Consider the following 23,942-nt stretch of genomic DNA (forward strand, 5'->3'; position numbering starts at 1 on the left):
GGGCCCTGCCTGGCACACCCAAGCTCACCCGCCGCCCCGAGTGGACGGCCCTGGAGGACCACCGCGCCGGGCCGCTCCTGCATCCGCGGCTGCGCGAACTGTTCGCCGCCGACCCGGAGCGCGCCGAGCGCTACACCGTGCGGGTCGGTGACCTGCGCATCGACTACTCCAAGCACCTGATCAACGACGAGACTCTCGCGCTGCTCCAGGAACTCGCCACCGCCACCGACGTGTTCGGGCTACGGGACGCGATGTTCCGCGGCGAGCGGATCAACGTCACGGAGCAACGGGCGGTCCTGCACACGGCGTTGCGCGCCCCGCGCGACGCGGTCGTCGAGGTCGACGGCGAGAACGTCGTGCCGAAGGTGCACGCCGTGCTCGACAAGATGGCCGCCTTCGCCGAACAGGTCCGCTCCGGCAAGTGGACCGGCCACACCGGCAGGCGCATCCGCACGGTCGTCAACATCGGCATCGGCGGCTCGGACCTGGGCCCGGCGATGGCGTACGAGGCGCTGCGCGCCTTCACCGACCGCGAACTGACGGTCCGTTACGTCTCGAACGTCGACGGGGCCGACCTGCACGAGGCGGTGCGGGACCTGGATCCGGCTGAGACGCTGTTCATCGTCGCCTCGAAGACCTTCACCACCATCGAGACGATCACCAACGCGACCTCGGCGCGCTCCTGGCTGCTCGCCGGTCTCGGCGGCGACTCCGCCGCCGTGGCCAGGCACTTCGTCGCACTGTCCACGAACGTCGAGAAGGTCGCGGACTTCGGTATCGACACGGCCAACATGTTCGAGTTCTGGGACTGGGTCGGCGGCCGGTACTCGTACGACTCGGCCATCGGCCTCTCGCTGATGATCGCGATCGGCCCGGACCGCTTCCGGGAGATGCTCGACGGCTTCAGGACTGTCGACGAGCACTTCCGAACCGCCCCCGCCGAGGCCAACGCACCTTTGCTGCTGGGCCTGTTGGGGGTCTGGTACGGCGAGTTCTTCGGCGCCCAGTCGCACGCGGTGCTGCCGTACTCGCACTACCTGTCCAAGTTCACCGCGTACTTGCAGCAGCTCGACATGGAGTCCAACGGCAAGTCCGTGGACCGCGAGGGACACCCCGTCGAGTGGCAGACCGGCCCGGTCGTGTGGGGCACGCCGGGCACCAACGGCCAGCACGCGTACTACCAGTTGCTCCACCAGGGCACGAAGACGATCCCGGCCGATCTGATCGGCTTCGTCAACCCGGTCGGCGAACTGGGCGCCGAACTCGCCGCCCAGCACGACCTGTTGATGGCGAACCTCTTCGCCCAGGGCCAGGCCCTCGCGTTCGGCAGGACCGCCGACGAGGTACGCGCCGAGGGGGTGCCCGAGGAGCAGGTCCCGCACCGGACCTTCCGCGGCAACCACCCCACGACCACGATCCTGGCCGCCGAGCTGACTCCGTCCGTCCTCGGCCAGCTGATCGCCCTCTACGAGCACAAGGTGTTCGTCCAGGGCGCGATCTGGAACATCGACTCCTTCGACCAGTGGGGCGTCGAGCTCGGCAAGGTCCTCGCCAAACGCGTCGAACCCGCTCTGACCGAGGGCGCCGACGTCCCCGGTCTCGATCCCTCCACCGCCGCCCTCGTGGCCACGTACCGCACTCTCCGGAAGAAGTGAACTGACATGACTGCGATGCAGCTCGGCCTCATCGGCCTCGGCAAGATGGGCGGCAACATGCGCGAGCGGATCCGCCGCGCGGGCCACACCGTGATCGGCTACGACCGCAATCCGGACCTCGCCGACGTCAGCGGCCTGACCGAACTCGTCGGCAAGCTCGAAGGTCCGCGCGTGGTCTGGGTGATGGTCCCGGCCGGGGCCCCCACCCAGGGCGTCATCGACGAGCTCGCGGAGCTGTTGGAGCCCGGCGACACCGTCGTCGACGGCGGCAACTCCCGCTGGACGGACGACGAGAAGCACGCCGAGGAGCTGGCGGCCAAGGGCATCGGCTTCGTGGACGCCGGCGTCTCGGGCGGCGTCTGGGGCCTCCAGAACGGCTACGCCCTCATGGTCGGCGGCGACGCCGAGCACATCGCCAAGGTCCAGCCGATCTTCGACGCGCTCAAGCCGGAGGGCGACGCCGGATTCGTCCACGCGGGCAAGGTGGGCGCGGGCCACTTCTCGAAGATGGTCCACAACGGCATCGAGTACGCCATGATGCAGGCCTACGCCGAGGGCTGGGAGCTCCTCGAAGCCGTCGACTCGGTCACGGATGTGCGCGAGGTCTTCCGCTCCTGGCAGGAGGGCACCGTCATCCGCTCCTGGCTGCTCGACCTGGCGGTCAACGCACTGGACAAGGACGAGCACCTCGGGCAGCTGCGCGGGTACGCGGAGGACTCCGGCGAAGGCCGGTGGACCGTCGAGGCGGCCATCGACAACTCCGTGCCGCTGCCCGCCATCACGGCCTCCCTCTTCGCGCGGTTCGCGTCCCGGCAGGACGACTCGCCGCAGATGAAGATGGTCGCGGCGCTGCGCAACCAGTTCGGCGGTCACGCCGTCGAGTCCACGAAGTAGGAGTCATGGGCGATCTCCTTCTCGTCCGGCACGGCGAGACCGAGTGGAGTCTGTCGGGACAGCACACCAGCTGGACCGACCTGCCCCTCACCCCGCGTGGCGAGGAACAGGCCAAGTCCCTCGTCCCGCTGTTCGCCGGGCGGCACTTCGCGCTCGTGCTCACGAGTCCGCTCGGCCGTGCGATACGGACCGCGGAGCTGGCGGGGCTGTCCGGGGCGGTGTCCGATCCGGACATGCATGAGTGGGACTACGGGGCGTACGAGGGCGTCACCACCGTGGACATCCACCGCGGGCGGCCTGACTGGTACCTGTGGAATGACGGGGTGCCGCCGGGTCCGGACGGACAGCCCGGGGAATCGCCGGAGGACGTGGGCGAGCGGGCGGACCGGGTGCTGGGGCGGGCGGAGAAGTCGCTCGGGGACGGTGACGTGGTGCTTGTCGCGCACGGTCACTTCCTACGTGTCCTGACCGCGCGGTGGCTCGGCCTCCCCGCCGCGGACGGACGCCTGTTCCAGCTCGGTACGGGGACGGTGAGCCGCCTCTCGACGGAGCACGGCCGCCCGGTGATCACGGAGTGGAACAGCCGTCCGCCTGGGTAGTTTCCTCGCCCCCGCCGCCCCTACCCTCCCCCACTCTCGGCTTCGCTCGAGCGGGGGACCCCCATCGTCACTACTCGGGGGCCAGCCCCCGAACCCCCGCTCCTCAAACGCCGGAGGGGCTGATCTTCAGCCCGTCCGGCGTTTGAGGACGAGCGCGTTCAGCGCGACACGGGGGCCTGGGAGCGGAGCCCCCAGAAAGGGACGGGAAGGGCAGGGGCGGCGGGGGCGAACCCCCCTCGGCCCCCTCACGCACGGTGCTTCGGGTTGCCATGCCACTTCGTGATCTGCCTCTCCGGATCACCCGTGTAGGACCACGGCGTCCGCGTCGCACGTCGGCCGAGGAGACGGAACAGCGAGGCGGTGATGTCCTGGACCTCCGCGAGACACGCGGCATGCGTCAGGTAGTTGAGGTGGTGGACCTCTCCGGGAACGACGGGCACGTCGGGGCGCGCGGTGATCCAGCGCTGCCAGGTGCGCCGTACGTCATTGACGGCTCCGTCGTTGTTCCAGTGCTGGCTGGTCCCCGTCAGGGCACCGGGCTGGCCCTTCACCCCCTCCAGGATGTACCGGTACTCCTCCACCCGGGCGACCTGCACAAGAACCGGCAGCGCACACCCCGGCGGCGCCACACCGGCCGCGTCCCGCGCGAAGTCGTACATCAGGCCGTGCGTCCCGTGCCAGCGGGCGGAGTAGTAGTGCAGCACCTGGAGGTGGCCCTCCACGCTGTACGGGTCGCGCGCGTGCAACGCGTCCCACCAGCGGCCCAGTTCCTGGCGGCGCACCCCGGCGGGATAGAGCCGTGCGACGGCGATGAGCGAGATCCACGGCGTGGGGTCGTCGACGTACGCGTCGGCGGCCTGGAGGCAGGCCATCACCGCGCCGTCGATGCGGTTCTGGTCGATGGGAACGCCCCGGCCCGCGGCGATGGCCAGATTGAAGGCGCGCGCCGTCTCGGTCGCGGCCCGCAGCACCAGCGCGTCGGCGCTGCGGGGCTCGGCGGCCAGCCAGGACTCGGCCGTCGAGGTGCTCGCGCAGGCCTGTGCGAGCAGCCGCATCCGGTGGCCCCGTGCGAGCCACGCGGGCCCGGTGGTCCGCAGCAGCTCCCGCAGGCCCTGCCAACGGCCGATGACGATGTCCTGTTTGGCGGAGGTGAGGGGCGCGTCCCCGCAGTCGGGATCGAATTCGGGGGTGAAACGGGCTCGCGCCATCGGGGTCCCTCTCAGAAGTCGGTGGGGAGACCCTCGTGGACGCGGGAACGTTCCGCCTCCGCGGCGGTGTAGCCGTCGGGGACGTAGTCCGTCTCGACGACGTCGCTGGCGTCCAGGTGCGCCGGCCGGTAGTAGTCGCTGCCCTGCCGCCAGTACCAGAGCATGGGGACGATTCCGACGGCCAGGCCGCCGATGCCGATCGCGATCGAGGCGTCGCTCAGGTCGCCCAGTGACTCGATGAAGATCCAGAACATGAACAGGGCGCCGAGGAACGGCCACAGCCCGCCGAAGAAGAAGTTGGACGGGGACTTCAGCAGCATCTTGCGGTACGCGACGACCACCGCCAGACCCGCCAGGCCGTAGTACACGGCGATCTGGAGGCCGATCGCGGCGATGGCGTTCTCCAGGATGTCGCCGACGCTGCCGAGGGCGTTGGACGCCACGAGCATCAGCAGGGCCACCGTGCCGACCACGGTGATGGCGACGTACGGCGTGTTCCACGTGCGGTGGACCTTGCCCAGGGCGCTGGGCATCGTGTGGTCGCGGCCCATGGCGAAGAGGGAGCGCGTGACCTGGATGAGCGTGGTCTCCAGCGTGGCGATCGTGGACAGCATCACGGAGACGATCAGCAGTTTGCCGCCCCAGCCCGGCCAGATCTCCTCACCGAGCACCGCGAGGACGTTGGCGTCGTTGTCCTGGATCTGCTGCGAGGTGAGGATGACGTTCACCGCGATGGTGAAGGCCTCGAAGAGGAGGAAGACGATGCCCACGCCGATCAGGCCCGCGAGGCCCGTGGTGCGGCGGCTGTCCTTGGTCTCCTCGCTGAGGTTGCAGGTGACGTCCCAGCCCCAGTAGTAGAAGGCGGCGATGAGGGCCCCGGAGGCGAAGCCGCTCACCCCGTCGAAGTGGCTGAACCCGAGCCAGGACCAGTCGAAGGGCCGGGCGTTGTCGGTGTGGAGCACGGCCCCGACGGCGAAGAGGGCCAGGATGGCGAGCTCGACACCGGACATGATCAGCTGCGCGCGGACGGTGAGCCGGGCGCCGCCCAGCACGACGAGCAGCATGGCGAGGAACCAGGCCGCGCCGACCAGGGTGGCCAGCGCCGTGTTGTCCGCGAGCCCCTCGTCGAAGAGGGACAGCGTCAGCGCACCGGCGGGCAGCGATCCGGCGACCATGAAGATGGTGGCCGAGACGACCAGCGCCCAGCCGCTGATGAAGCCGAGGAAGGGGTGGAGCGTGCGGCCGACCCAGGAGTAGCTGGCGCCCGCGTTGGTGTCGATCCGGCTGAGATAGCTGAAGGCCAACGCGATGCCCAGCATGGGTATCGCGCAGTACAGCAGCGCCGCGGGGCTGGCGAGGCCCACGGCGCCGACGAGGACCGCGGTGGTGGCAGCGAGCGAGTACGCCGGGGCGCTGCCCGCGACGGCCATCACGACCGTGTCGAACGTACCGAGGGCGTTGGCCTGGAGCCCTCTGCCCCTGTTGCTGTTCATGGATGCGCTGCTTTCCGTCCTGCACGAAGTGCGTGTGGGCATGCCCGGCCGCGCCAGGTGTAAGTGGGCGGTGTGACGATTCCGTGCAGCCGTGGTGGTGGTCGGCGGACGGTCGCTCCGTAGTGCAGTGATGATAGCGGCGGCTCTTGAGGTTTCAATGTCAACTCATGGGTAATGTCCACCTCCTTGCGTCCCACCGACCACAGTGCTAGAGCAGGCCACGGTCCGGTTCCGCACAATCGGGCCCGGCCTGGCGGAAGTTGGGAATCCGGACGCACCGGAGCACGGGACACGAACCCGGAAACGTGCACAGAAGCCTGCTTCTAGAATCCCGGGCACACACCCCTCGCCCGAAGGAACCCGATGCCCAGCGCCGAAGAGCCGGCACGACCGAACGGGCGGATCCGTGACGCCGCCCGCACCAGGGCCGAGATCATCGACGTCGCGACCCAGGAGTTCGCCCGGACCGGCTACGACGGGGCCAGGGTCGACGAGATCGCCGCCCGCACCCGGACCACGAAGCGGATGATCTACTACTACTTCGGCGGCAAGGAACAGCTGTTCACCGCCGTACTGGAGCGGGCGTACGGCGGCATCCGCGAGGCCGAGCAGGGGCTCGACGTGGAGCACCTGGACCCGGTCGCGGCGATCCGGCGGCTGGCCGAGCTGACCTTCGACCACCACGAGGCGCACCCCGACTTCATCCGTCTGGTCACCATCGAGAACTTCCACGGGGCCGAGCACATCGCCGCCTCCGAGAAGCTCGGCAGGATCGGCTCGCCCGCTCTGGACGTGATCCGCCGCATCCTGGCGTCGGGGCGGGAGTCCGGCCTGTTCACGGCCGATGTCGACGCCGTCGACCTGCACGCGATGATCAGTTCGTTCTGCTTCTTCCGGGTCGCCAACCGGCACACCTTCGGGACCCTGTTCGGCCGTGACCTGGTCGCCCCCGGCCGGCGCGAGCACTACCGGAACATGCTGGGCGACATGGTCATCGCCTATCTGACGGCGGACCGCTCGGCGGACTGAGGGCACGGCGCGGGCACAGCGCCGCTTTGTGCCTGAGCCCCCGGCGGCGAAGGCCGTCCGGGGGCTCGGGCACATGGCGGCATCACGGGCTCAGCGGGTCGCGGAGTCCAGCGTGAGCTGTGGTTCGCCGTGGGCGTCCGGTCCGCCGAGCACCGCGGTGAAGGCGTCCGTGCGCAGAACCAGCCCTTCCCCCGCCCGCTCGCAGACCAGGTCGAGCGGCACGGCGGCCGTCTCCCCGTACCGCACCGCGAAGACGTCGAGCCCCTCCGGTGCGTCCGGTGCGGGCCCGACCTCCAGCGCGGTCGTTGTCCGTACGTGCCGCCACCCGGCGTCCGGGTCGCCGTACCCGCGCGGGTCGGCGGCCAGTGCGAACGCGGCCTGCTGCTGGGTGAGTTCACTGCGCGCGTCGAAGGAGTCCGCACTGCCTTCCTGAGGGTGCGTCAGACGCAGGTCACCGGCCGACGCGACGAGCGCGTAGTCGCCGACCCGGCGGAACCGGTCGCCGTCCGCGGCGACATACGGCATCCCGGCGAGCAAGTACCGCTCCCCTTCGAGCCGTTCGAGGACCACGGTCATCCACAGGCGCGTGCCGTCCGTGACGTACAGCGACTGGAGATGGCGCAGGACGTGGTCGCGGCCGACGACGGGCTTGCTCACGAGCTTGGCCGCGAGTCCGCCGGCGCGCACGTCCGCCACCCGCACCGCGCCCATCGGGCGGCACAGCAGGAAGTCGTCGGTCACGGGCCCGAATCCGTGCTGCCGGTTGACGGCGGCGGCCACCAGCGCCGTGCCGCCCGCCTCGATCACCGCGGGCGTCATCCGGTCGTCGAACGACACCGTGACCGTGCCGGATCGCAGGTGGTGGCGGGCGGGTGCCGTGCTCGGGGTGCGGTGCCAGCTCGTGGTGTCCTGGATCTGCCAGACGAGCATGAACGCGAAGTGCCCGTCCACGCCTCCGTCGGCTCCTACCGCGTGCCGGGCCCAGCGCGTGTCACCGGCGTAGCGGCCGATGTCGGCGCCGATGCGGTGGCCGAAGTACCGCAGTCCCAGGACGGATTCGAAGGCTGAGTGCTGCTCGCTGTAGCGCGGCCCGCCGATGTCGAAGCCGCTCGCGCAGACCCGCGCGTCGAGGTAGCGGGCGAGCGTCTCGCCGTCCTCCGCGAAGACCTCCTCGCCGCTGGCCTTGTGGGCCTGGGCGAGGAAAGAGAGGGAGATCGGGCCGTAGTTGTTGTCGTAGGCGCCGCCGTGCTCGGGAGGCAGGGGCGCGCCCCGGTCCCGTACCCGCCGGGCGCGGATCTCGTCGGCGTACAGGCCCAGGGCGCGCTGCCGGACCGACTCGCCTTCCTCGGGCGGGAGATGGCGGGCGAGCATCAGCCCGCCGACCACGCATCCGATGGCCTGGTTCGACGCGTCCTGCGGGTTGAAGACGGTGGCCTCGGTGAGCCAGCGCCAGTAACCGCCCGCGACGCCCAGGAGTTCGCGGTACTGGTCATCGTCGACGAGGCCGTCCGCCGCGTCCAGGGTGTTCACGGCTTGGAGCAGTGCCCACACCGTGCTCGGCCAGTCGCCGATGGGGTGCGCGCCCGCTTCCAGTACGTAACGGGCGTACGGGAGACCGGAGTTGCGTACCGTCAGGTTCGGGTAGCCGGGGTTGTCGTCGGTGTAGACGCGCTCGCTCAGGTGGAAGGCGAGGCTGCGGCGGACGGCCTCGGGCAGTCGCGGGTCCTTGGTGCGGTGCCAGGCGAGCGCGAGCAGGGACGTGATGCCGAGCGAGGTGTCGCCGATGTCGTCGCGGGCGGCCGGGTTTTCGAGGTTGCCCTCGGGGGTCAGGCGGGTCAGGGCCGCCTCGGTGACGGCGGCCAGGACGGCGTCGTACGCGGCCGGGTCGTCGGGGAGGTGGTGCAACTTACCGCGCTGGTGGGGAAGATGCACGAAATCAGCCCTTCATACCCGAGGTCGCCAGGCCTTCCACAAGCCTCTTCTGGAAGATGAGGAAGCAGATGAGCGTGGGCAGGAGGGCGAGTGTCGACATGGCGAACATCGCACCGTACGAGGAGCCGCTGGTCTGGTCGAGGAACAGGGTCAGACCGAGGGGGACGGTGAACTTGTCGTTCTGCTGGAGGTAGACGAGCTGGTGCAGGAAGTCGTCGTACGTCCAGATGAAGGTGAAGATCGTGGTGGTGATCAGGGCCGGCTTCATCAGCGGCAGGATGATCTTCCAGTAGATCTGGAAGGGGTTGGCGCCGTCCATCATGGCCGCCTGGTCCAGCTCGCGCGGGATGGAGCGGATGAACTGGACCATCAGGAAGATGAAGAAGGCGTCCACCGCGAGGAACTTCGGCACGATCAGCGGCAGGAACGTGTTGATCCAGGTCAGGTTGTAGAAGATCGTGTACTGCGGGATCAGCACGGCCTGGGTGGGCAGCATCAGCGTGCCGAGCATCAGGCCGAACCAGATCTTCTTGCCGCGGAACTCGAAGCGCGCGAAGGCGTAGGCGGCCAGCGAGCAGGAGATCACGTTTCCGATCACCGCGCCGATCGTGACGATCAGCGAGTTGGTGATGTAGAGGGAGAAGGAGTTGCCTGAGCCGCTCCAGCCCTCGGAGTAGTTCTCCGGGCGCAGCGAGCTCGGGATGAGCCCCGGCTGGGTGAAGATCTCGGTGTCGGGCTTGAGCGAGCTGCTCAGCATCCACAGCAGCGGATAGAGCATGACGATCGCCACGCCGATGAGCGCGGTGTGGATGAGGACGCGGCGCGAGCCGGTGGCGGAGCGCAGCTTCTGGAACGGCGACTTCGTGGACTGGGCCGGGGTGATGGCGGACATGGGTGGAAGGACTCCTCGCTCGGACGTCAGTCGTCAGTCGTCGTAATGGACCCAGTAGCGGCTGGCGATGAAGTTGACCGCCGTGAAGCCTGCGATGACCAGGAACAGCACCCAGGCGAGCGCCGAGGCGTATCCCATTTCGAGGTCGGTGAAGCCCTTCTTGTACAGGTAGAGGGAGTACAGCATGGTCGAGTTGAGCGGTCCGCCGGAGCCGTTGCTGATGACGAAGGCGGGCGTGAACGTCTTGAACGCGTCGATGATCTGCAGGACCACGTTGAAGAAGACGATCGGGGTCAGCAGCGGCAGCGTGATCCTGAAGAACCGGGTGACGGGCGTGGCGCCGTCGATCGCGGCCGCCTCGAACACGTCCTTCGGCAGCTGCTTCAGACCGGCGAGGAAGATGACCATCGGGGTGCCGAACTGCCAGACGGCCAGCAGGATCAGCGTGTAGAGCGCGGTGTCGGGGCTGGAGATCCAGTCCTGGCCCTTGATGCCGAACCAGGCGAGGAAGTCGTTGAACAGGCCGTCGCCGCCGAAGACCTGCCGCCAGACGATGGCGATGGCCACCGCTCCGCCGAGCAGCGACGGCAGATAGAAGGCGGCCCGGTACAGGCCGATGCCCCGCAGATCGCGGTTGAGCAGCATCGCCACACCGAGCGCGAGCGCCAGCTTCAGCGGTACGGAGACGACGACGTACAGCAGCGTGGCGTGCACCGAGTCCCAGAAGACCGGGTCGTCGGCGAACATCTTGCTGTAGTTGTCCATGCCGACCCACTGCGCCGGCGTCAGCAGGTCGAAGTTGGTGAAGGACAGATACAGCGAGTCCAGCATCGGGTAGATCGTCAGGCCGAACAGGCCGACGAACCAGGGGGCCAGGAAGGCGTAGGGCCACCAGCCGCCGCCCCGCCGTCTGGCGAGGCGGCGGCGCATACGGTCGCGCTCCCGCTGGTCGGACGGGGTCGCGGGAGCAGCCTGCTCCTTGACGACCTCGTCTGTCTTCGCGGTGGTCATACTCATCTCCCTGACCCTCTCCCGGTCTTTCGGTCGTGCTGCTCAACTCGGCGGCGTGCCCGCGCCCCCTGGGGGGCGCGGGGAACTGCGCGCTCAGCCGCATACGGCCCGCGGCCGAACATCGCGCCCCCGGCGGAGCTAACCCCCCAGCGCGCCTTCCGCCTGGTCGAAGAACTCGCCGAGCTGCGCCTTGATCGACTTCTTGCCGAAGGCCACGGCGAGGTTCGACTGGAACAGCAGGTCCCAGATCTGGTCGGCGCCCTGCGGCGGGGGCACCGGCGCGGGCAGGGCGTTGGTCGCCTTCCCGACGCGCTGGGCGATGTAGTCGGCGTTCTCCACGTTCAGCTTGTCCGTCGGGGTCAGGCCCGAGGCGATCAGGTTGCGGGCCTTCTCCGTCGGCGGGATGCCGCGCAGCAGCTGCATGTCCTTGATCGCCGTCTCGTCCTGCGCGAAGAACGACATGATCTTGACGGAGTCGGCGACCTTCTTGCTGGCCTTGGTGGCGCTCAGCAGGACACCGCCGTTGACGAAGTTGCCTTCGCGGGCGCCGGACCAGTCGCCCTGCGGGGTGGGCAGGAAGTCCAGCTGCGCGTCGGTGATGGAGCCGCCCGCACCGTAGATGCCGGAGTCGAAGCTGAAGAGTGCCTTGCCTATGACGACCGCGTTCTTGGTGAGGTCGTTGTGCGCGGCGGAGGTGATGGCCGGCGGCGGGGAGGCGTTGGCCTTGCGCATGTCGGCCCAGAACTCCCACCACTCCTGAAGCGTGGCGGGGGTGAAGCCGAGCTTCTTGCCGTCGTCGGAGAAGAACGTCTCGCCCTTCTCGCGGGCGAAGACCTCGAAGCACTGGAGGGTGGAGCCGCCGCCGTCGTCGACGCCGTAGATCTTGCCGCCGCTCTTCTTGTAGACGTCCTGGGCGATCTTCTTCAGGTCGGCCCAGGTCCACTCGCGGTCGGGCAGCTTCAGGCCCAGCTTCTCCAGGCCGGAGCGGTTGACCGTGAGCTGGTTGACGCCGATACCGGAAGGGACGCCGTAGAGCTTGCCGTCGACGGTGCCGGCGGCGAGGAGCGTCTTGGAGAAGCCGGTGAGGTCCAGGGTCTTGCCGACATAGGAGTCGATCGGAGCGAGGACGCCCTTGCGGGCGTACTGCGCGACCAGGGCGGTGTCCATCTGCAGCAGGTCCGGGGCACTGCCGCCGGCGATGTTGGTGTTGAACTTGTCGAAGTACCCGTCGTAGCCGGAGTAGGTCTCCCGGATCTTGATCTTCGAGTTCTTCTTCTGGAAGGTGGCCAGTGCCTTCTTGTAGGCCGCGTGCCGGTCGTCGCTGCCCCACCAAATCATGGTCAGGTCGCTGCTGGTGCTGCCGGCTCCGGTTCCTCCGCTGCAGGCGCTGAGTGCGCTGCCGAGCGCGCCGGCGACGGCGATACCGCCCGTGGTCCGGAGCAGAGTTCTGCGCGAGATCTGGTGACCCACCGGGTCCTCCTGGATGTGCGTGACGAATCCCCTGGCCGCCGAGCGGCTCGGGTCTCTTCCCTGGGGTATGCCTTCCGGCGCGCGGCCTCACCCGGCCGCATCGCCTGACGGGTAGGGATCCCCGGCCCTTGGGGCCGCAGTCGTACGAACGCGCCCTCGCACGGCTGCCGTACGTCGCGTACGGCGGGACGCCTCACCCAGGGCCGGGTCCCGCCGGCCATGGAAAGCGCTTGTCCGGACATTGGCAGACCTACACGCAGGCCGTCAATGCTTGACCCGCATACCACCGGTCACGGTTTGACGTCCACGGGCCACGGCGAGACGGCTCGCGCCCACCACGGTGCCGCTGTCGCCGACCGTGCTGCTGACCACTTCCGTGGGCCAGCTCAGCCGGGCCAGCTCGGCCCGTACACCGGGCAGGAGCTGCGGATACGCTCCGGTGCCGCCACCCAGCACGATCAGTCCGGGGTCCAGTACGGCGGCCACGGCGGCGGCGAGCCGGCCCACGTCGGCCGCGTGCCGGCCGACCACGGCGCGGGCCGTGACATGGCCCTCCTCGGCGAGCGCGAAGAGGCGCTCGGCGGTACGCGGGCACGGGCCGTCGGCGGCCTGCCAGGCCTCCTCGGCCCGGCGCAGGAGGGAGGGCGAGCCGATGCGCTCCTCCAGGGCCTCCTGGCGCGGTTCGCGGCCGTCGTCCCAGGGGTAGGGCAGCCGGGCCACCTCTCCCGCGGCGCCGTTCGCGCCGCGCAGCACCTGGCCGCCGATGACGACGCCGAGGCCGATGCCCACGCCGATCCGCAGATAGCCGAAGGTGTCTCGGCCTCTGGCGGCGCCCTCGTGCAGTTCGGCGAGCGCGGCGCAGTTGACGTTGTTCTCCAGGTGGACGGGCACGCCCGGCGGCAGCGCGACGGCCACGGCATCGAAGACCGGTCCCGCCTTGGCGGTCGCGGGGCGCATTCCGGCGCCCTCCCGGTCCTGGGCGGTGACGTCGCCGACGGCGACGACGATGGCGCGCAGCGGGGCACCCACCGGCAGCGCGTCCAGCGCCTTGCGTACGGTGTCGGCGGCCTCCGCCCGGGAGCCGGTGCCCTGGGCGAGCAGGGTGCCGTCCAGGGCGCAGCCGCGCACCCGGGTCTGGCTGGGCCCGAGGTCGACGGCGAGCACGGCACCGGCGGCGGGCCCGAGCCCGTAGACCGCGGCGGACCGGCCGGTGCCGCCGGAGACGGTGCCGGAGTGGGTGGCGAGCTCGGCGGTCTCCAGCTCGGCCACGGCCGAGGAGACGGTCGGCTTGGACAGACGTGCGCCGGCCGCCAGTTGGGGGCGGGTGGCCGTGCCCGCCTCGGCCAGTACGGCGAACACCGCGCTGGCGCTCTCGCTCAGGTTCATGCGCTCCCTCAGGTCATGCCGCGGCGGTCCGGTCACCATGGTGGTACGGCACCGGAATTCCGTACCCCTTGACGCACCCTACTTCGTTAGTTAACTTCCTAACGAACTCGCGCGGTACACGCCTGCCGCGTTCATCAGAGGCCCGTCCCGGGGCTTCCCGAGAACTCGTCCGAAGACACCATCGCTCGCCCCGCCCGATCCACGGTTCGCCCGCCGTTCGCTCCGCATGCGCGGTACCGCGCAACGACGAAAGAGGCTGCGTGCAGGACCCCACGCCCATCGCCGTCGGCATCGACGTGGGCGGCACGAAGACGCATCTCCGCGCCGAGGCCGGGGGAAACCCCGGCCCCGGGCAGAGTCCGGTCGCCGATCAGGTGCGTACGAGCGCCGATCACGTGCGTTCGAGCAGTGGCTGGCGGCCCCACGATCCCGCGTCCGCCGCCGCGTGGCTGGCCGCGCTGATCGGCGACGCGTTGCCCCAGCACACCCGCCCGGCCGCGGTGGCCGTCGGCGGGCACGCCTGTGAGACGCCTCGCCAGTGCGAGGAGATCCGCTCCGCACTCCATACTCTTCTCGGTGTCCCCTGCCTCGTCGTGGGCGACGCCGAACTCCTCGTGCCCGCCGCGGGCCTGGACAAGGGTGTCGGTCTCGTCGCCGGCACCGGTTCGGTCGCGGTGGGACGACGGCCCGACGGAGGCCCGATCCAGGTCGGCGGCTGGGGCGCGGTACTCGGCGACGAGGGCGGCTCGGCCGGTCTCGTACGCGAGGCCGCGCGGGCCGTCTGGGCGGCACATGACCGCGGCGATCCGCCGGATGCCCTCGCGGCCCGGCTGATCGCCGCCTTGGACGTTCCCGAAGTCCCCGCGCTGGGCGCGGCGTTGGAGAGCGCGGCCCAGCCGTCCGCCGAGTGGGGGCGGCACGCGCCCAGTGTGTTCGCGGCGGCCGAGGACGGTTCGCCGCTCGCCCGCCGGGTGATCGCCGACGGCGGCCGCGCGCTGGCGTCGCTCGTCGTACGGCTCGCCCGGCGCGGTGTTCCCGTGGACGACGTGGTGGTGGCGGGCAGCACGGTGCTCGTCCAGCCCGCGCTGTACGGGGCGTTCACCGACGCGCTCGCCGAAGCGCTGCCGTCGGCGCGGCCCCGGCCGCTGCGCGTACCGCCGGTGGCGGGCGCCGTGGCGCTGGCGCGGTCGCTGCTGTGAGTTCCGTGCGTGCCCGCCCGAGGGCCCGATCCGGTTCCAGGACCGCCGAGTTGACCACTCCAGGGTGAGTCAACGGGTTCAAGTCGCGTTCGCCGCTTTCGCGTTCATCCCTTCCGTCGCAACTCCAGAAGGAGAGGCACCTTCATGCCCGGTGCGCAATCCCGTCCCCCTCGTGACAGATCCGGTGTCGACCGGCGGGTGTTCCTGCGGACGTCCGTGGGTGTCTCGGCCGGACTGGTCGCGGGCCCCGCGGTGGTGGCCTGGCCAGCGCCCACGGCCTCGGCCTCCGTGAACGCGTCGGCCGCCTCGACCGTCTCGACCGCCTTCGTGGACTCGTACACCACGAACGTCATCGGGAACCTCACGTCCGAGACCAACGCGGCCGTGCACATCCTCGACGGCTTCGCGCGGATCTGGAAGACGGGCACGGCCTGGAACACCGGCACCCCGCTCATGCCCGAGACCCTGCGCGCCAACATGCGGTACTGCGCGCGCGTCACCCGGCGCCGCACGGAGGCCGAGGCGCGGACGGCCTTCATCCAGGACCGCCAGCACCAGAGTTACGCGGTGATCGCCGGCCTCGGGCCGCTCGCCGACCTGTACCGGAGCGGGGCCAAGGCCGTCACCGGCATCACCTCGGCGCCGGACGGCATCCCGGCGGGCAAGATCAACGACACGCTCCCGGCCGACGCGCCCGCGGGCTCCGCGCTGGGCGCCGGTTCCTACACCTCGGACCTGGGCAAGGTCGCCGAGCTGGTCGACACGGTGCGCGGCCCGTTCGCGTCGAGCAACCCCTCCAAGCTCGCCTACCAGTACCCGCGTCCGTGGCGCATGAACGAGGACAGCGAGGTCGTCGACACGGGGAGGACCGACGAACTGGGCTTCCCCGTCTACGAGTCGGACGTCGTGGTCGTCCCGCAGCTGCTGCGGCAGCGGGGCTCCGACCCGGCCGACGACGGCGGCTTCAGCAGCGGCCACACGAACGCCTTCTATCTGGCGGCGCTGGCCATGGCGTACGCGGTCCCCGAGCGGTTCCAGGAACTGGTGGCCCGCGCCTCCGAGCTGGCCCACACCCGCATCGTGGCGGGCATGCACAACACCGTGGACGTGGTCGGCGGCCGGGTCCTCGCCACGGCCCTCGCGGCGGCGGCGCTCGCCGACCCGAAGAACGCCGACCTCAAGTCGGCGGCCCGCGCCCAGGCCTCCGCGTACTTCCAGGAGCGGACCGGCACGACCGCGGACACCCTGTACGCGTACGCGCACTCGGCGGGCCGCGACACCGACCCGTACGCGGACCGGTCCGCCAACTGGGCAGCGGTGCGGCCCAGGTTGACGTACGTCCTGCCCAAGGGGCACGCGCACGATCACCGCATGACCGTGCCGAAGGGTGCCGAGGTCCTGCTGGAGACACGTCTGCCGTACCTCACGGCGGCCCAGCGGCGCGAGGTGCTGCGGACGACCGCACTGCCCGCCGGTTACGTCCTGCTGGACGGCTTCGAGCAGTGGGGGCGGCTGAACCTCTTCGCCGCCGTCGACGGGTACGGGGCCTTCGACACGGATGTGCGCGTCGCACTGGATGCCGCGGCCGGTGGTTTCGGCGCCGCGGACATCTGGCGCAACGACATCGGTGGCCGGGGCGCGCTCGTCAAGCTCGGCACCGGCGCGCTGACGCTCACCGGCGACAACGCTTACTCCGGCGGCAGCACGGTGGAGGAGGGGGTCCTCGCGACCGGTTCGGCGGACGCGCTCGGCTGTGGTGATGTGTGGGTGAACGGCGGTGCGCTGCGGGTTGCTTCGCCGCTGCGGGTGGGGGGCTCGTACGTCCAGGCGTCCGGTACGACGCTCGACGTCACGCTCGGCGGGGGTCGCGTACCCGCCCTGAAGGTGAGCCGACGGGTGCTGCTCGACCGGGGCGCCGAGCTCGTCGTACGGCTCGACGACTCCCTCCGTCCGAGGCGGGGTGCCGTCCTGCCCGTGATCGAGAACCGGGCTCTGCGGGGGCGGTTCGGAAGCGTCACTGTGGACGGGTTTCATGCCGAGCCGGTGTTCACGGCGCGGGGGCTGTCCGTGCGGCTCGCGTAACCGCTGCCGGCGGAGCGCTCCGCGATCACGCTCCGCTGGGAGCGCGGTGATGTGTCTGCCGGTCAGTGGGGGCTGGTCGCGCCCACGATGGGGGTCCCCCCGCTCGAGCGAAGCCGAGAGTGGGGGGAGGAGCCGCAAAACGTCACAGCCCCGCGCCCCTGAAGGGCGCGTCGGCGCCGGGGCCCGACCCGGCGCCGACGTGCGTCAGTGGCCCTCCACCAACCACGCCCTTTCCCCGTTGGACGGTGTGGTCCTCGGGACCGGGGCCGCCAGCCAGTCGGCGACCGTGCGTGCGATGGGCTGGCCCGAATCGATCTGGACGAATCCGAACTGGCCGGACTGGTTGCACTCCAGGAACCACCACATGCCGTCGGCGTCCTCGGCGAAGTCGAAAGCGCCGTAGGCCAGTTCGGCCTCCCGGAGATAGGTGACCACGCCGGCGGCGACGCACGACGGTACGTCGGCGGGGCGCCACGGCGCGTCGGAGGTGGCGAACCGTACGTCCACCTCGTCGGGGTCGGCGACCGGGTCGACCGCCTTGCGGGCGGCGTGGATCCGGTCGCCGACACAGGTCAGTCTGATGTCGGCCCGCTTGGCCACCCGCCGTTGGAGCAGGGTCGGGCCGTAGGCGACGGCCGCGAAGTCCGTGTCGGGCGCGACCCGGCTGGTGGGCACCGCTCTGGGCGGCTCCTGCGGGTGCGCGCCCGACACGGGCTTGACCACCAGATCCGGGAAGCGCTCCGCGAAGTCGCGGGCGGCCTGCGGGAACGTGGTGATCAGGGTGGCGGGTACGGGAAGGCGGCTGCGCTGGGCGAGGTGGAGCTGCCAGGGCTTGTGGCGGGCCCGGCGAGCCGCGTCGGGGTGGTTCATCCAGCGCGCGCCGGTGGAACGCAGCATGCCGTAGAGCGCCTGCGCGGACTCCTCGCTCAGCCAGTCCGAGGGCTCGGCGACCCGGCTCGCGGGCACGCCGGGCCTGCGGACCCAGACCGACCGCAGCCCGTTCATGCTCACCAGCCGGCCGCCGACGGACAGGTGTCCGCGGAAGGCGCCGTGCACGTACTCCCCCGACAGGGCCACCGGGCCCGGCAGGTCCGCGGGGTCGAGGCGGACGACCGGGACGCCACTCCCGTCCAGCTCCGCCACCACCATGTCCGCGGTCACATCCTGTTCGCACGTCAGGATCAGAACCGTCATCGTCGCGGTCCGGCCTCAGTCGTCGAAGTGGGTCTTCGAGCCCGCCGTGGAGGTAGTGGCCCCCAACTCCCGCAACACGGCGTAGTCATGAGCGGCGAGCCGCCCGTCAGGGAGCACGTTCAACTGCAGTCTGGAGTCATAGGCATACGGAACGCTGACCTCCAACTGCTGGGCCGGACGGGCGTAGTTGAGCGCGAACGGTCGCATCGGTTCTCCTTGCTCGGTGCGAACCCGGTGAAGCGGATCGTGACGCTCCGGCGTCACGTCGCCTGACAGGTTTGCAGGGCTTCCACGGAGATATACGAATCGAACAGGCGAATGGTTGCCTCACGCAGCGTAGTCATCGGACCAATACGGTCCGTGACGTGATCCGGCTGGGCCGATCCTCCGTGCATAGGACACCCATTCGCCTCCTATGACGCACACCCCGGGGTTATGGATCCGGGGTCGAGCCGCAGTTCAGCGCACTGGCGCACACCTTCGTCCATCGAACGCCCCGCACGCCCTTGACGTGCCCGGGAGCCGGCAGCGCTTGAACTCGCCGGTCCACGGGTCGTCGTACATGTCCGGCCGGGGCCGTAAATTTCATTCGGAGGACACCCCCCTCACAGCTACTCTCGTAGCGCTTCCCGATCTCCCCGCCCCGTCGCCGACACATCGCCGGCACACCGCGGAGCCCTTGCCGACCCCTCACGGAGCCCTCACCGAGCCCCTGCCGGCCTCATACTGAAGTCCCGCTCCGGCCTGTTTTCAACCCATTTTTGTCCCGTTCCGACCGTCAACCGGAGGCAGCCCATGGATCAGTTGCAGCAAGAAGTGGATCCGGCCGAGGTCGGTCTGGACCCGGTGGCGCTGGACCGTCTCGACCGGTTCTTCGCCCGCCGCGTGGACGACGGTCTGCTCCCCGGGTACCTCATTTCCGTGGCTCGTCACGGCCGAGTCGCGCATCTCACGTCGTACGGCCTGCGCGACCGGGAGGCCGGCATTCCGGTCACGGCGGACACGGTGTGGCGGCTCTACTCGATGACCAAGCCGGTGGTGTCCGTCGCCGCGCTGATGCTGCACGAGGAGGGCCTGCTCGACCTCGACACCCCCGTCTCCCGCCATCTTCCGGCCTTCGCCGACCCCCAGGTCTACGAGAGCGGCACGGGCGACGACATCAGGACCCGCCCGGCCGAGGGCCCCATCCTGGTCCGGCACCTCCTGACCCACACCGCGGGTCTGACCCTCGGCGCGTACCGCACCCACCCCGTGGACGGCCTCTACCTGGCCGCGGGCGTCGAGATCCAGGCGCCGAAGGACGCGGACCTCGCCGAGGCCTGCGAGGTGTACGCGAGTCTGCCGCTCCAGTTCGAGCCGGGTACCGAGTGGAACTACTCGGTCGCGACCAATGTGATCGGACGGCTCATCGAGGTGGTGACGGGCCGTCCGCTGGACGCGTTCCTCACCGAGCGGATCTTCGCGCCGCTCGGGATGACGGACACCGGCTTCTGGGTCTCCGGAGAGCGGGCGGACCGGCTGGCCGTCCTCTACGAGGAGGGCCAGGACGGCAGGATCGCCCCGATCCCGGGCCCGCCGGTGCGCGAGCGCCCGCGCCTGCTCTCCGGCACCGGCGGGCTGGTGGGGACGGCCCGCGACTACCACCGCTTCATGGAGTTCCTCCGCCGGCGCGGCGAACTCGACGGCGCCCGGCTGCTGTCCCCCAAGGCCGTGGACACCATGGCCGCCAACCACCTCCCCGCCGACCTCCACGTCTTCGGCAGCAAGCCCATCCACGGACAGCCGGGCAACGCGGGCCTCGGCTTCGGCCTCGGCGTCTCGGTCGTGGTGGACGCGGACCGCACTCAGTCCCCGGAGAGCGAGGGGTCGTACGGCTGGAGCGGCGCGGGCGGTACGACGTTCTGGGTCGACCCTCGCAACGATCTGACCGTGCAGTTCATGGCGCAGCTGCGGCCTGCGGGGATGCTGTCCTTCCACGAGCTGAAGGGGTTCGTGCACGAGCCGCTCGGCGGCTGAGCCGGTCGCTCACAGGACAGCCCCCGCTCCCGGACCTCGAAAGCAAGGAATCTGCAAGCGCCCGGCAAGGACACCGTCCAGCCGGGCGGGAAGGACGTCCCCCGACGAAATCGGCTGTACGACACGGGGGATGTCATGTCGGCATTCAGTACGTCCACGGGGTCCGGGAGGCCCCCTGTCCGTCAGTGGCTGACGCTGACCGGACGCAAGACCGTCCTGGTGGTCGCGCACACCGTGACCTACGGGAAGAGGCTCCTCGACGTGGTCTCGTTGCTGGAGTCGGACCTGCGGGTCCAGGTGGTGTTCACGGTTCCGCCGCACGAACTCGGCGACGGGGCCGCTCGGTTCCTGCGCCGGTCGGGCAGCGCAGTGCTGCCTTGGGAGGAGGCCGTGCGCATGGACTTCGACCTGGCCCTCGCGGCGGGGCCACGCGCCATGGAGGAGGTACGCGCCCAGGTGGTGCTCCTGCCGCACGGGGCGAACTTCCTGAAGCGCCTCGTCGGAGCCGCGGACTGCCAGGTTCTGGGACTCAGGCGGGAGGACGTGCTGCTCGGCGGGAGAGTGCCCGCCGCGGTGGTCCTCGCGCACGAGGACGACCTCGGTGAGCTGGCGCGGACCTGCCCGGAGGCGCTCGGGGCAGCCCGTATGGTGGGTGATCCCGTACGCGACCGCATCGCGGCCAGCCTTCCCGTGCGGGACGTCTACCGCCGGGCGCTCGGGCTCGACGAGGGACGAGAACTCATCGCCGTGACCTCCACCTGGGGCCCGGATTCGGTGTTCGCCCGGTTCGAGATGCTGCTGCCCCGTCTGATGGACGAGGCACGCGGTACCGCGCAGAGACTCGTCGTACTCGTCCATCCCAATGTGTGGTCGGGGCACGGTTCCCGGCAGGTCCGGGCGTGGCTCGCCTCGTGGGCGGAACGGGGCCTCGGGGTCGTACCGCCGGACATGGACTGGCGGTCGGTGCTGTGCGCGGCGGACCTGATCATCGGCGACCACGGTTCGGTGACCTTGTACGGGACGCTGACCCGGGCTCCGATTCTGCTCGCGGCGACCGCGGACCAGGAGATCAACCCCGCCTCGCCCGCTGCGGAACTGGCGATGCTGGCCCCGGCACTCTCGCCGTTCCACACCCTGTCCGAGCAGTTCGCGTACGCGGCCGCCGAGTACCGCAGGCCCGCGTACGAGGCCATCGCGGCGCGGATCACGTCCGAACCGGGGCGGTTCAACCGGAACATGAGGGCACTGCTCTACCGGCTGCTCGGTCTGGGGCAGCCCGCACACGATCCGGTGACGTCCCTCCTCCCAGTGCCGGATCCGCGCCAGGTCTGGTCCGGCGCCGGGAGGGGGGTGTCGGCGTGAGGGCTCGGCCGGGTCACGTCTGGTCCGGGGCCTGTCTGGCCGCCGACGTCGACCGTGCCGAGAGTCGCACGGATCTCGCGGACGTCCTCCATGGCCATCGCCCGCGACGGGATGTCGGGGACGCGACGGTGGAGGCGTTGGAGCTGCTGGTCTCCCACCCGGGTTGCGCACTGGTCCTGCTGCCACTCGTCGACGGTGGCTGGGTGGCGGTCGCGCGGAGGGCCGGCTCGCCCCTGGATCTGCCCGGTTCGGTTTCCGCGGCCGTCCGGTACGCCCGGTGCACCCGGTACGCATCGGGCCGGTTCCTGTGTTCACCCGGCGGGCAGGCTGTCGAGGCGTTCCCTGAGCCGGCCGGCGTCCTCGACACTGATCGGCGCGCACAGGGCGAGGGAGCGCAGGTAGTAGTCGCGCGCGGTATCCGCGCGGCCGCTGTCCTGTGCTGTCTGCCCGAGCATTTCAAGGGTGCGGGCCCGCCAGTGGACCGACCCGGAGTGCTCGAACGTCCCTAACGCGCTGAGAAGTTGAGCCGTACCGGACGCGTGCTCTCCCGCAGCGGCGCGTGCGCGGCCCAGGAAGGCCAGCGCACGGGCCGTGTCGTGCGGATCCGGTACTGCCGCGAGTGTGGCGTGGGCGCGGTCGAAGTGCCGTACGGCGAGCGGGGGATCGCCCGCGGCGAGGGCGATCTCGCCGAGCACGATGCGGGCCAGGCCGGTGCCGCGGGAGTAGCCCGTCTCCTTCCACGCGGTGATGGCCCGGTCCAGGTACGGGACCGCCTCCGTGAGCCGTCCGGCCTCGTAGTGGGCCGCGCCGATGCCGAGCAGGGCCTGGCCCTCGTCCCTGCGGTCACCGGCCAGCCGGGCGGCCTCGCGTGACGCGCCGTACCAGGCGATCGCCTGGTCGATGCGGCGGGCGGCACTCAGGCCGATGGCACCGGAGTTGAGCATCTGGCGTTCCGCCGCGGCATGGCCGGCGAGCCGGGCGGCGGTGAGCCCTCGCTCGTGCGCCTCGATCCACAGGTCGTAGTAGCGGAGCTTGAGGAACAACGGCCACATGGCGTCGGCCAGTTGCCACACGAGGGTGTGCCAGCGGCGGTCCTCGGCCGTGCGCAGCACGGTCATGAGGTTCACCCGGTGCCGGTCCAGCCAGCTCAGCGCGCCGGTCTCGTCCGTGAACGGCACCGCCAGGTACGGCTGATGGACGTGGTCCCGGTCCAGCGTGAACTGGGCGGGAGTGATCAGCTTCTCGGCCTCCGTCGCCGTGGCGAGATACCAGTCGGCCACCCGGCGGACGGTGTCGTCCGCCTCGTCCTCGGTACCGCGTTGCCGGGCATGGAGGCGGATCAGATCGTGGAATCTGTAGCTGTCCGGGCCCGGGTCCTGGAGCAGATTGGCCTCCACGAGGACGTTGAGCAGTTCGTCCGCCTCGTGGAGCGTGTGTCCGCCGGCCGAGGCGGCGATCCTGCCGTCCAGTTCGGGCAGGGGCAGGTGCCCCAGTCGCCGGTAGAGCCGGGCCGCCGGGGCCGGCAGGGCTTCGTAGGAGTCGTCGAGCGCTCCGCGCACCGCTGTTTCTCCGTCCACCGTGAGCAGGGCCAGTCGGTCTCCGGGCCGAGCCAGCGCGTCGGCCATGGCGCGCAGAGACTGCCGGGGCCGCGCGGCCAGACGGGCCGACGCCACGCAGACGGCCAGGGGCAAGCCCGCACACAGGGACACCACGCGGCGCGCGGCCGCCGGGTCGCCCTCCACCCTGTCCCTGCCGATGCCCCGGATCAGCAGTTCCTCCGCGGCATGCGGCGGCAGCACGTCGAGCGAGTGGAAGACCGCCCCGTCGATGCGCAGGCCGGTCAGCCGTCGGCGACTGGTGACCACGACGAGGCTGTGCTCCGAACCGGGCAGCAGAGGGCGCGCCTGCGCCGCGGTACAGACGTTGTCGAGCATGACGGCGAGCCGCAGGCCCGAGGTGAGCGAGCGCCACAGCGCGGCCTGTTCGGCGAGGTCGGCGGGTACCGGACCGGGATACAGGGCGCGCAGGAACCGGCCGAGTACCTCGCTCGGCGATGCCGCGTCCTCAAGTGTGTGACCGCGCAGGTCCGCGTAGAACTGCCCGTCGGGAAAGTCGGCGCCGGACGTGCGGAGCCATCTGGTGGCCAGCGAGGTCTTGCCGACTCCGGCGGCGCCCGTCACCACGACCAGGCCGGTGCGGTGCGCGGAGAGCTCCCGCAGTGCCGCGAGATCGCTCTCACGGTCGGTGAAGTGCGGTGGCGCGGGCAGCAGTTGACGGGGCACGGGTACGTCCGGCGTCGGCTGATGGACATGGATCCCACCATGCACATCACCTGCCTGGACGGTGACTCCGGTCAGTCGTGCCGAGCCGCTGATCCTGTTGGTGTGACCGCTCACGCTCGCCCCCGTAGTCGAATCCGAGCAGACACGCGGCACGGGCATGTGTCGCTTACACGGATCGAAGAGTGACCTACCCGCCAGAGGGACGCGATAAGGACAAGGATTCGGCCGACAGTTCGAG

Annotated in this window: 18 protein-coding genes; 8 read left to right on the plus strand and 10 right to left on the minus strand. The window is 70.5% G+C overall.

Annotation, left to right across the window (positions count from 1 at the left end; genetic code table 11):
• Positions 1-5 precede the first annotated feature (5 nt).
• From pgi to OHA11_RS05900, 3 genes are read left to right on the plus strand one after another with little or no spacing between them, the layout of a single operon-like run.
• Entirely contained in the window at positions 6-1,655 is a 1,650-nt protein-coding gene (gene pgi / locus OHA11_RS05890; protein WP_266506988.1) for a glucose-6-phosphate isomerase, read from the plus strand.
• A 15-nt stretch (positions 1,656-1,670) separates the two neighbouring features.
• Positions 1,671-2,549 (plus strand): phosphogluconate dehydrogenase (NAD(+)-dependent, decarboxylating), encoded by an 879-nt coding sequence (gene gnd, locus OHA11_RS05895; RefSeq protein ID WP_266506990.1) that lies wholly within the window; start codon positions 1,671-1,673, stop codon positions 2,547-2,549.
• 5 nt (positions 2,550-2,554) lie between these two features.
• On the plus strand, positions 2,555-3,148 hold the full coding sequence (locus tag OHA11_RS05900; RefSeq protein WP_266492666.1) for a histidine phosphatase family protein: 594 nt from the start codon (positions 2,555-2,557) through the stop codon (positions 3,146-3,148).
• A 245-nt stretch (positions 3,149-3,393) separates the two neighbouring features.
• On the opposite strand, the gene OHA11_RS05905 is transcribed toward OHA11_RS05900, so the two are convergent.
• Together OHA11_RS05905 and OHA11_RS05910 are read right to left on the minus strand one after the other, a co-directional pair.
• Positions 3,394-4,356, minus strand: coding sequence for a hypothetical protein (locus tag OHA11_RS05905; RefSeq protein WP_266492667.1), 963 nt, complete (start codon positions 4,354-4,356; stop codon positions 3,394-3,396).
• An 11-nt stretch (positions 4,357-4,367) separates the two neighbouring features.
• On the minus strand, positions 4,368-5,849 hold the full coding sequence (locus OHA11_RS05910) for an APC family permease (protein WP_266492669.1): 1,482 nt from the start codon (positions 5,847-5,849) through the stop codon (positions 4,368-4,370).
• A 363-nt stretch (positions 5,850-6,212) separates the two neighbouring features.
• On the opposite strand from OHA11_RS05910, the gene OHA11_RS05915 reads away from it, so the two are divergent.
• Positions 6,213-6,878, plus strand: coding sequence for a TetR/AcrR family transcriptional regulator (locus OHA11_RS05915; protein WP_266492672.1), 666 nt, complete (start codon positions 6,213-6,215; stop codon positions 6,876-6,878).
• A gap of 90 nt (positions 6,879-6,968) precedes the next feature.
• Here the strand turns inward: OHA11_RS05915 and OHA11_RS05920 are convergent, their stop codons facing one another.
• The 5 genes from OHA11_RS05920 to OHA11_RS05940 form a co-directional block, all read right to left on the minus strand.
• A complete protein-coding gene (locus OHA11_RS05920) occupies positions 6,969-8,810 on the minus strand; it encodes a hypothetical protein (RefSeq protein ID WP_266492675.1) in 1,842 nt (613 codons plus the stop codon).
• 4 nt (positions 8,811-8,814) lie between these two features.
• A complete protein-coding gene (locus tag OHA11_RS05925; protein ID WP_266492678.1) occupies positions 8,815-9,702 on the minus strand; it encodes a carbohydrate ABC transporter permease in 888 nt (295 codons plus the stop codon).
• 33 nt (positions 9,703-9,735) lie between these two features.
• Positions 9,736-10,713, minus strand: coding sequence for a carbohydrate ABC transporter permease (locus OHA11_RS05930; protein WP_266492681.1), 978 nt, complete (start codon positions 10,711-10,713; stop codon positions 9,736-9,738).
• Between the two features lie 138 nt (positions 10,714-10,851).
• Positions 10,852-12,183 (minus strand): ABC transporter substrate-binding protein, encoded by a 1,332-nt coding sequence (locus OHA11_RS05935; RefSeq protein ID WP_266492683.1) that lies wholly within the window; start codon positions 12,181-12,183, stop codon positions 10,852-10,854.
• Between the two features lie 264 nt (positions 12,184-12,447).
• Complete coding sequence (locus OHA11_RS05940) at positions 12,448-13,569, minus strand: ROK family protein (protein ID WP_266492686.1); 1,122 nt, start codon at positions 13,567-13,569, stop codon at positions 12,448-12,450.
• A gap of 260 nt (positions 13,570-13,829) precedes the next feature.
• Here OHA11_RS05940 and OHA11_RS05945 point away from each other — a divergent pair, with 260 nt between their 5' ends.
• The gene (locus OHA11_RS05945; protein ID WP_266492689.1) at positions 13,830-14,768 is read left to right on the plus strand and encodes an N-acetylglucosamine kinase; all 939 of its coding nucleotides are present in this window, start codon (positions 13,830-13,832) and stop codon (positions 14,766-14,768) included.
• A 144-nt stretch (positions 14,769-14,912) separates the two neighbouring features.
• Positions 14,913-16,850: a phosphatase PAP2 family protein gene (locus OHA11_RS05950; RefSeq protein WP_266492691.1), complete on the plus strand. Its 1,938-nt coding sequence runs from the start codon at positions 14,913-14,915 to the stop codon at positions 16,848-16,850.
• A 204-nt stretch (positions 16,851-17,054) separates the two neighbouring features.
• Here OHA11_RS05950 and tgmB read toward each other — a convergent pair whose 3' ends face one another.
• Together tgmB and tgmA are read right to left on the minus strand one after the other, a co-directional pair.
• A complete protein-coding gene (gene tgmB / locus OHA11_RS05955) occupies positions 17,055-18,044 on the minus strand; it encodes an ATP-grasp ribosomal peptide maturase (RefSeq protein ID WP_266492694.1) in 990 nt (329 codons plus the stop codon).
• Positions 18,045-18,059: 15 nt separating this feature from the next.
• A complete protein-coding gene (gene tgmA / locus OHA11_RS05960) occupies positions 18,060-18,251 on the minus strand; it encodes a putative ATP-grasp-modified RiPP (protein ID WP_033325990.1) in 192 nt (63 codons plus the stop codon).
• 588 nt (positions 18,252-18,839) lie between these two features.
• Here tgmA and OHA11_RS05965 point away from each other — a divergent pair.
• Entirely contained in the window at positions 18,840-20,060 is a 1,221-nt protein-coding gene (locus OHA11_RS05965) for a serine hydrolase (protein WP_266492699.1), read from the plus strand.
• Between the two features lie 135 nt (positions 20,061-20,195).
• The gene (locus OHA11_RS05970; RefSeq protein ID WP_266492702.1) at positions 20,196-21,422 is read left to right on the plus strand and encodes a hypothetical protein; all 1,227 of its coding nucleotides are present in this window, start codon (positions 20,196-20,198) and stop codon (positions 21,420-21,422) included.
• A 311-nt stretch (positions 21,423-21,733) separates the two neighbouring features.
• Here the strand turns inward: OHA11_RS05970 and OHA11_RS05975 are convergent, their stop codons facing one another.
• A complete protein-coding gene (locus tag OHA11_RS05975) occupies positions 21,734-23,818 on the minus strand; it encodes an NB-ARC domain-containing protein (RefSeq protein ID WP_266492705.1) in 2,085 nt (694 codons plus the stop codon).
• Positions 23,819-23,942: the final 124 nt, after the last annotated feature.

This window comes from Streptomyces sp. NBC_00878 (assembly GCF_026341515.1).
Classification (GTDB): Bacteria; Actinomycetota; Actinomycetes; order Streptomycetales; family Streptomycetaceae; genus Streptomyces.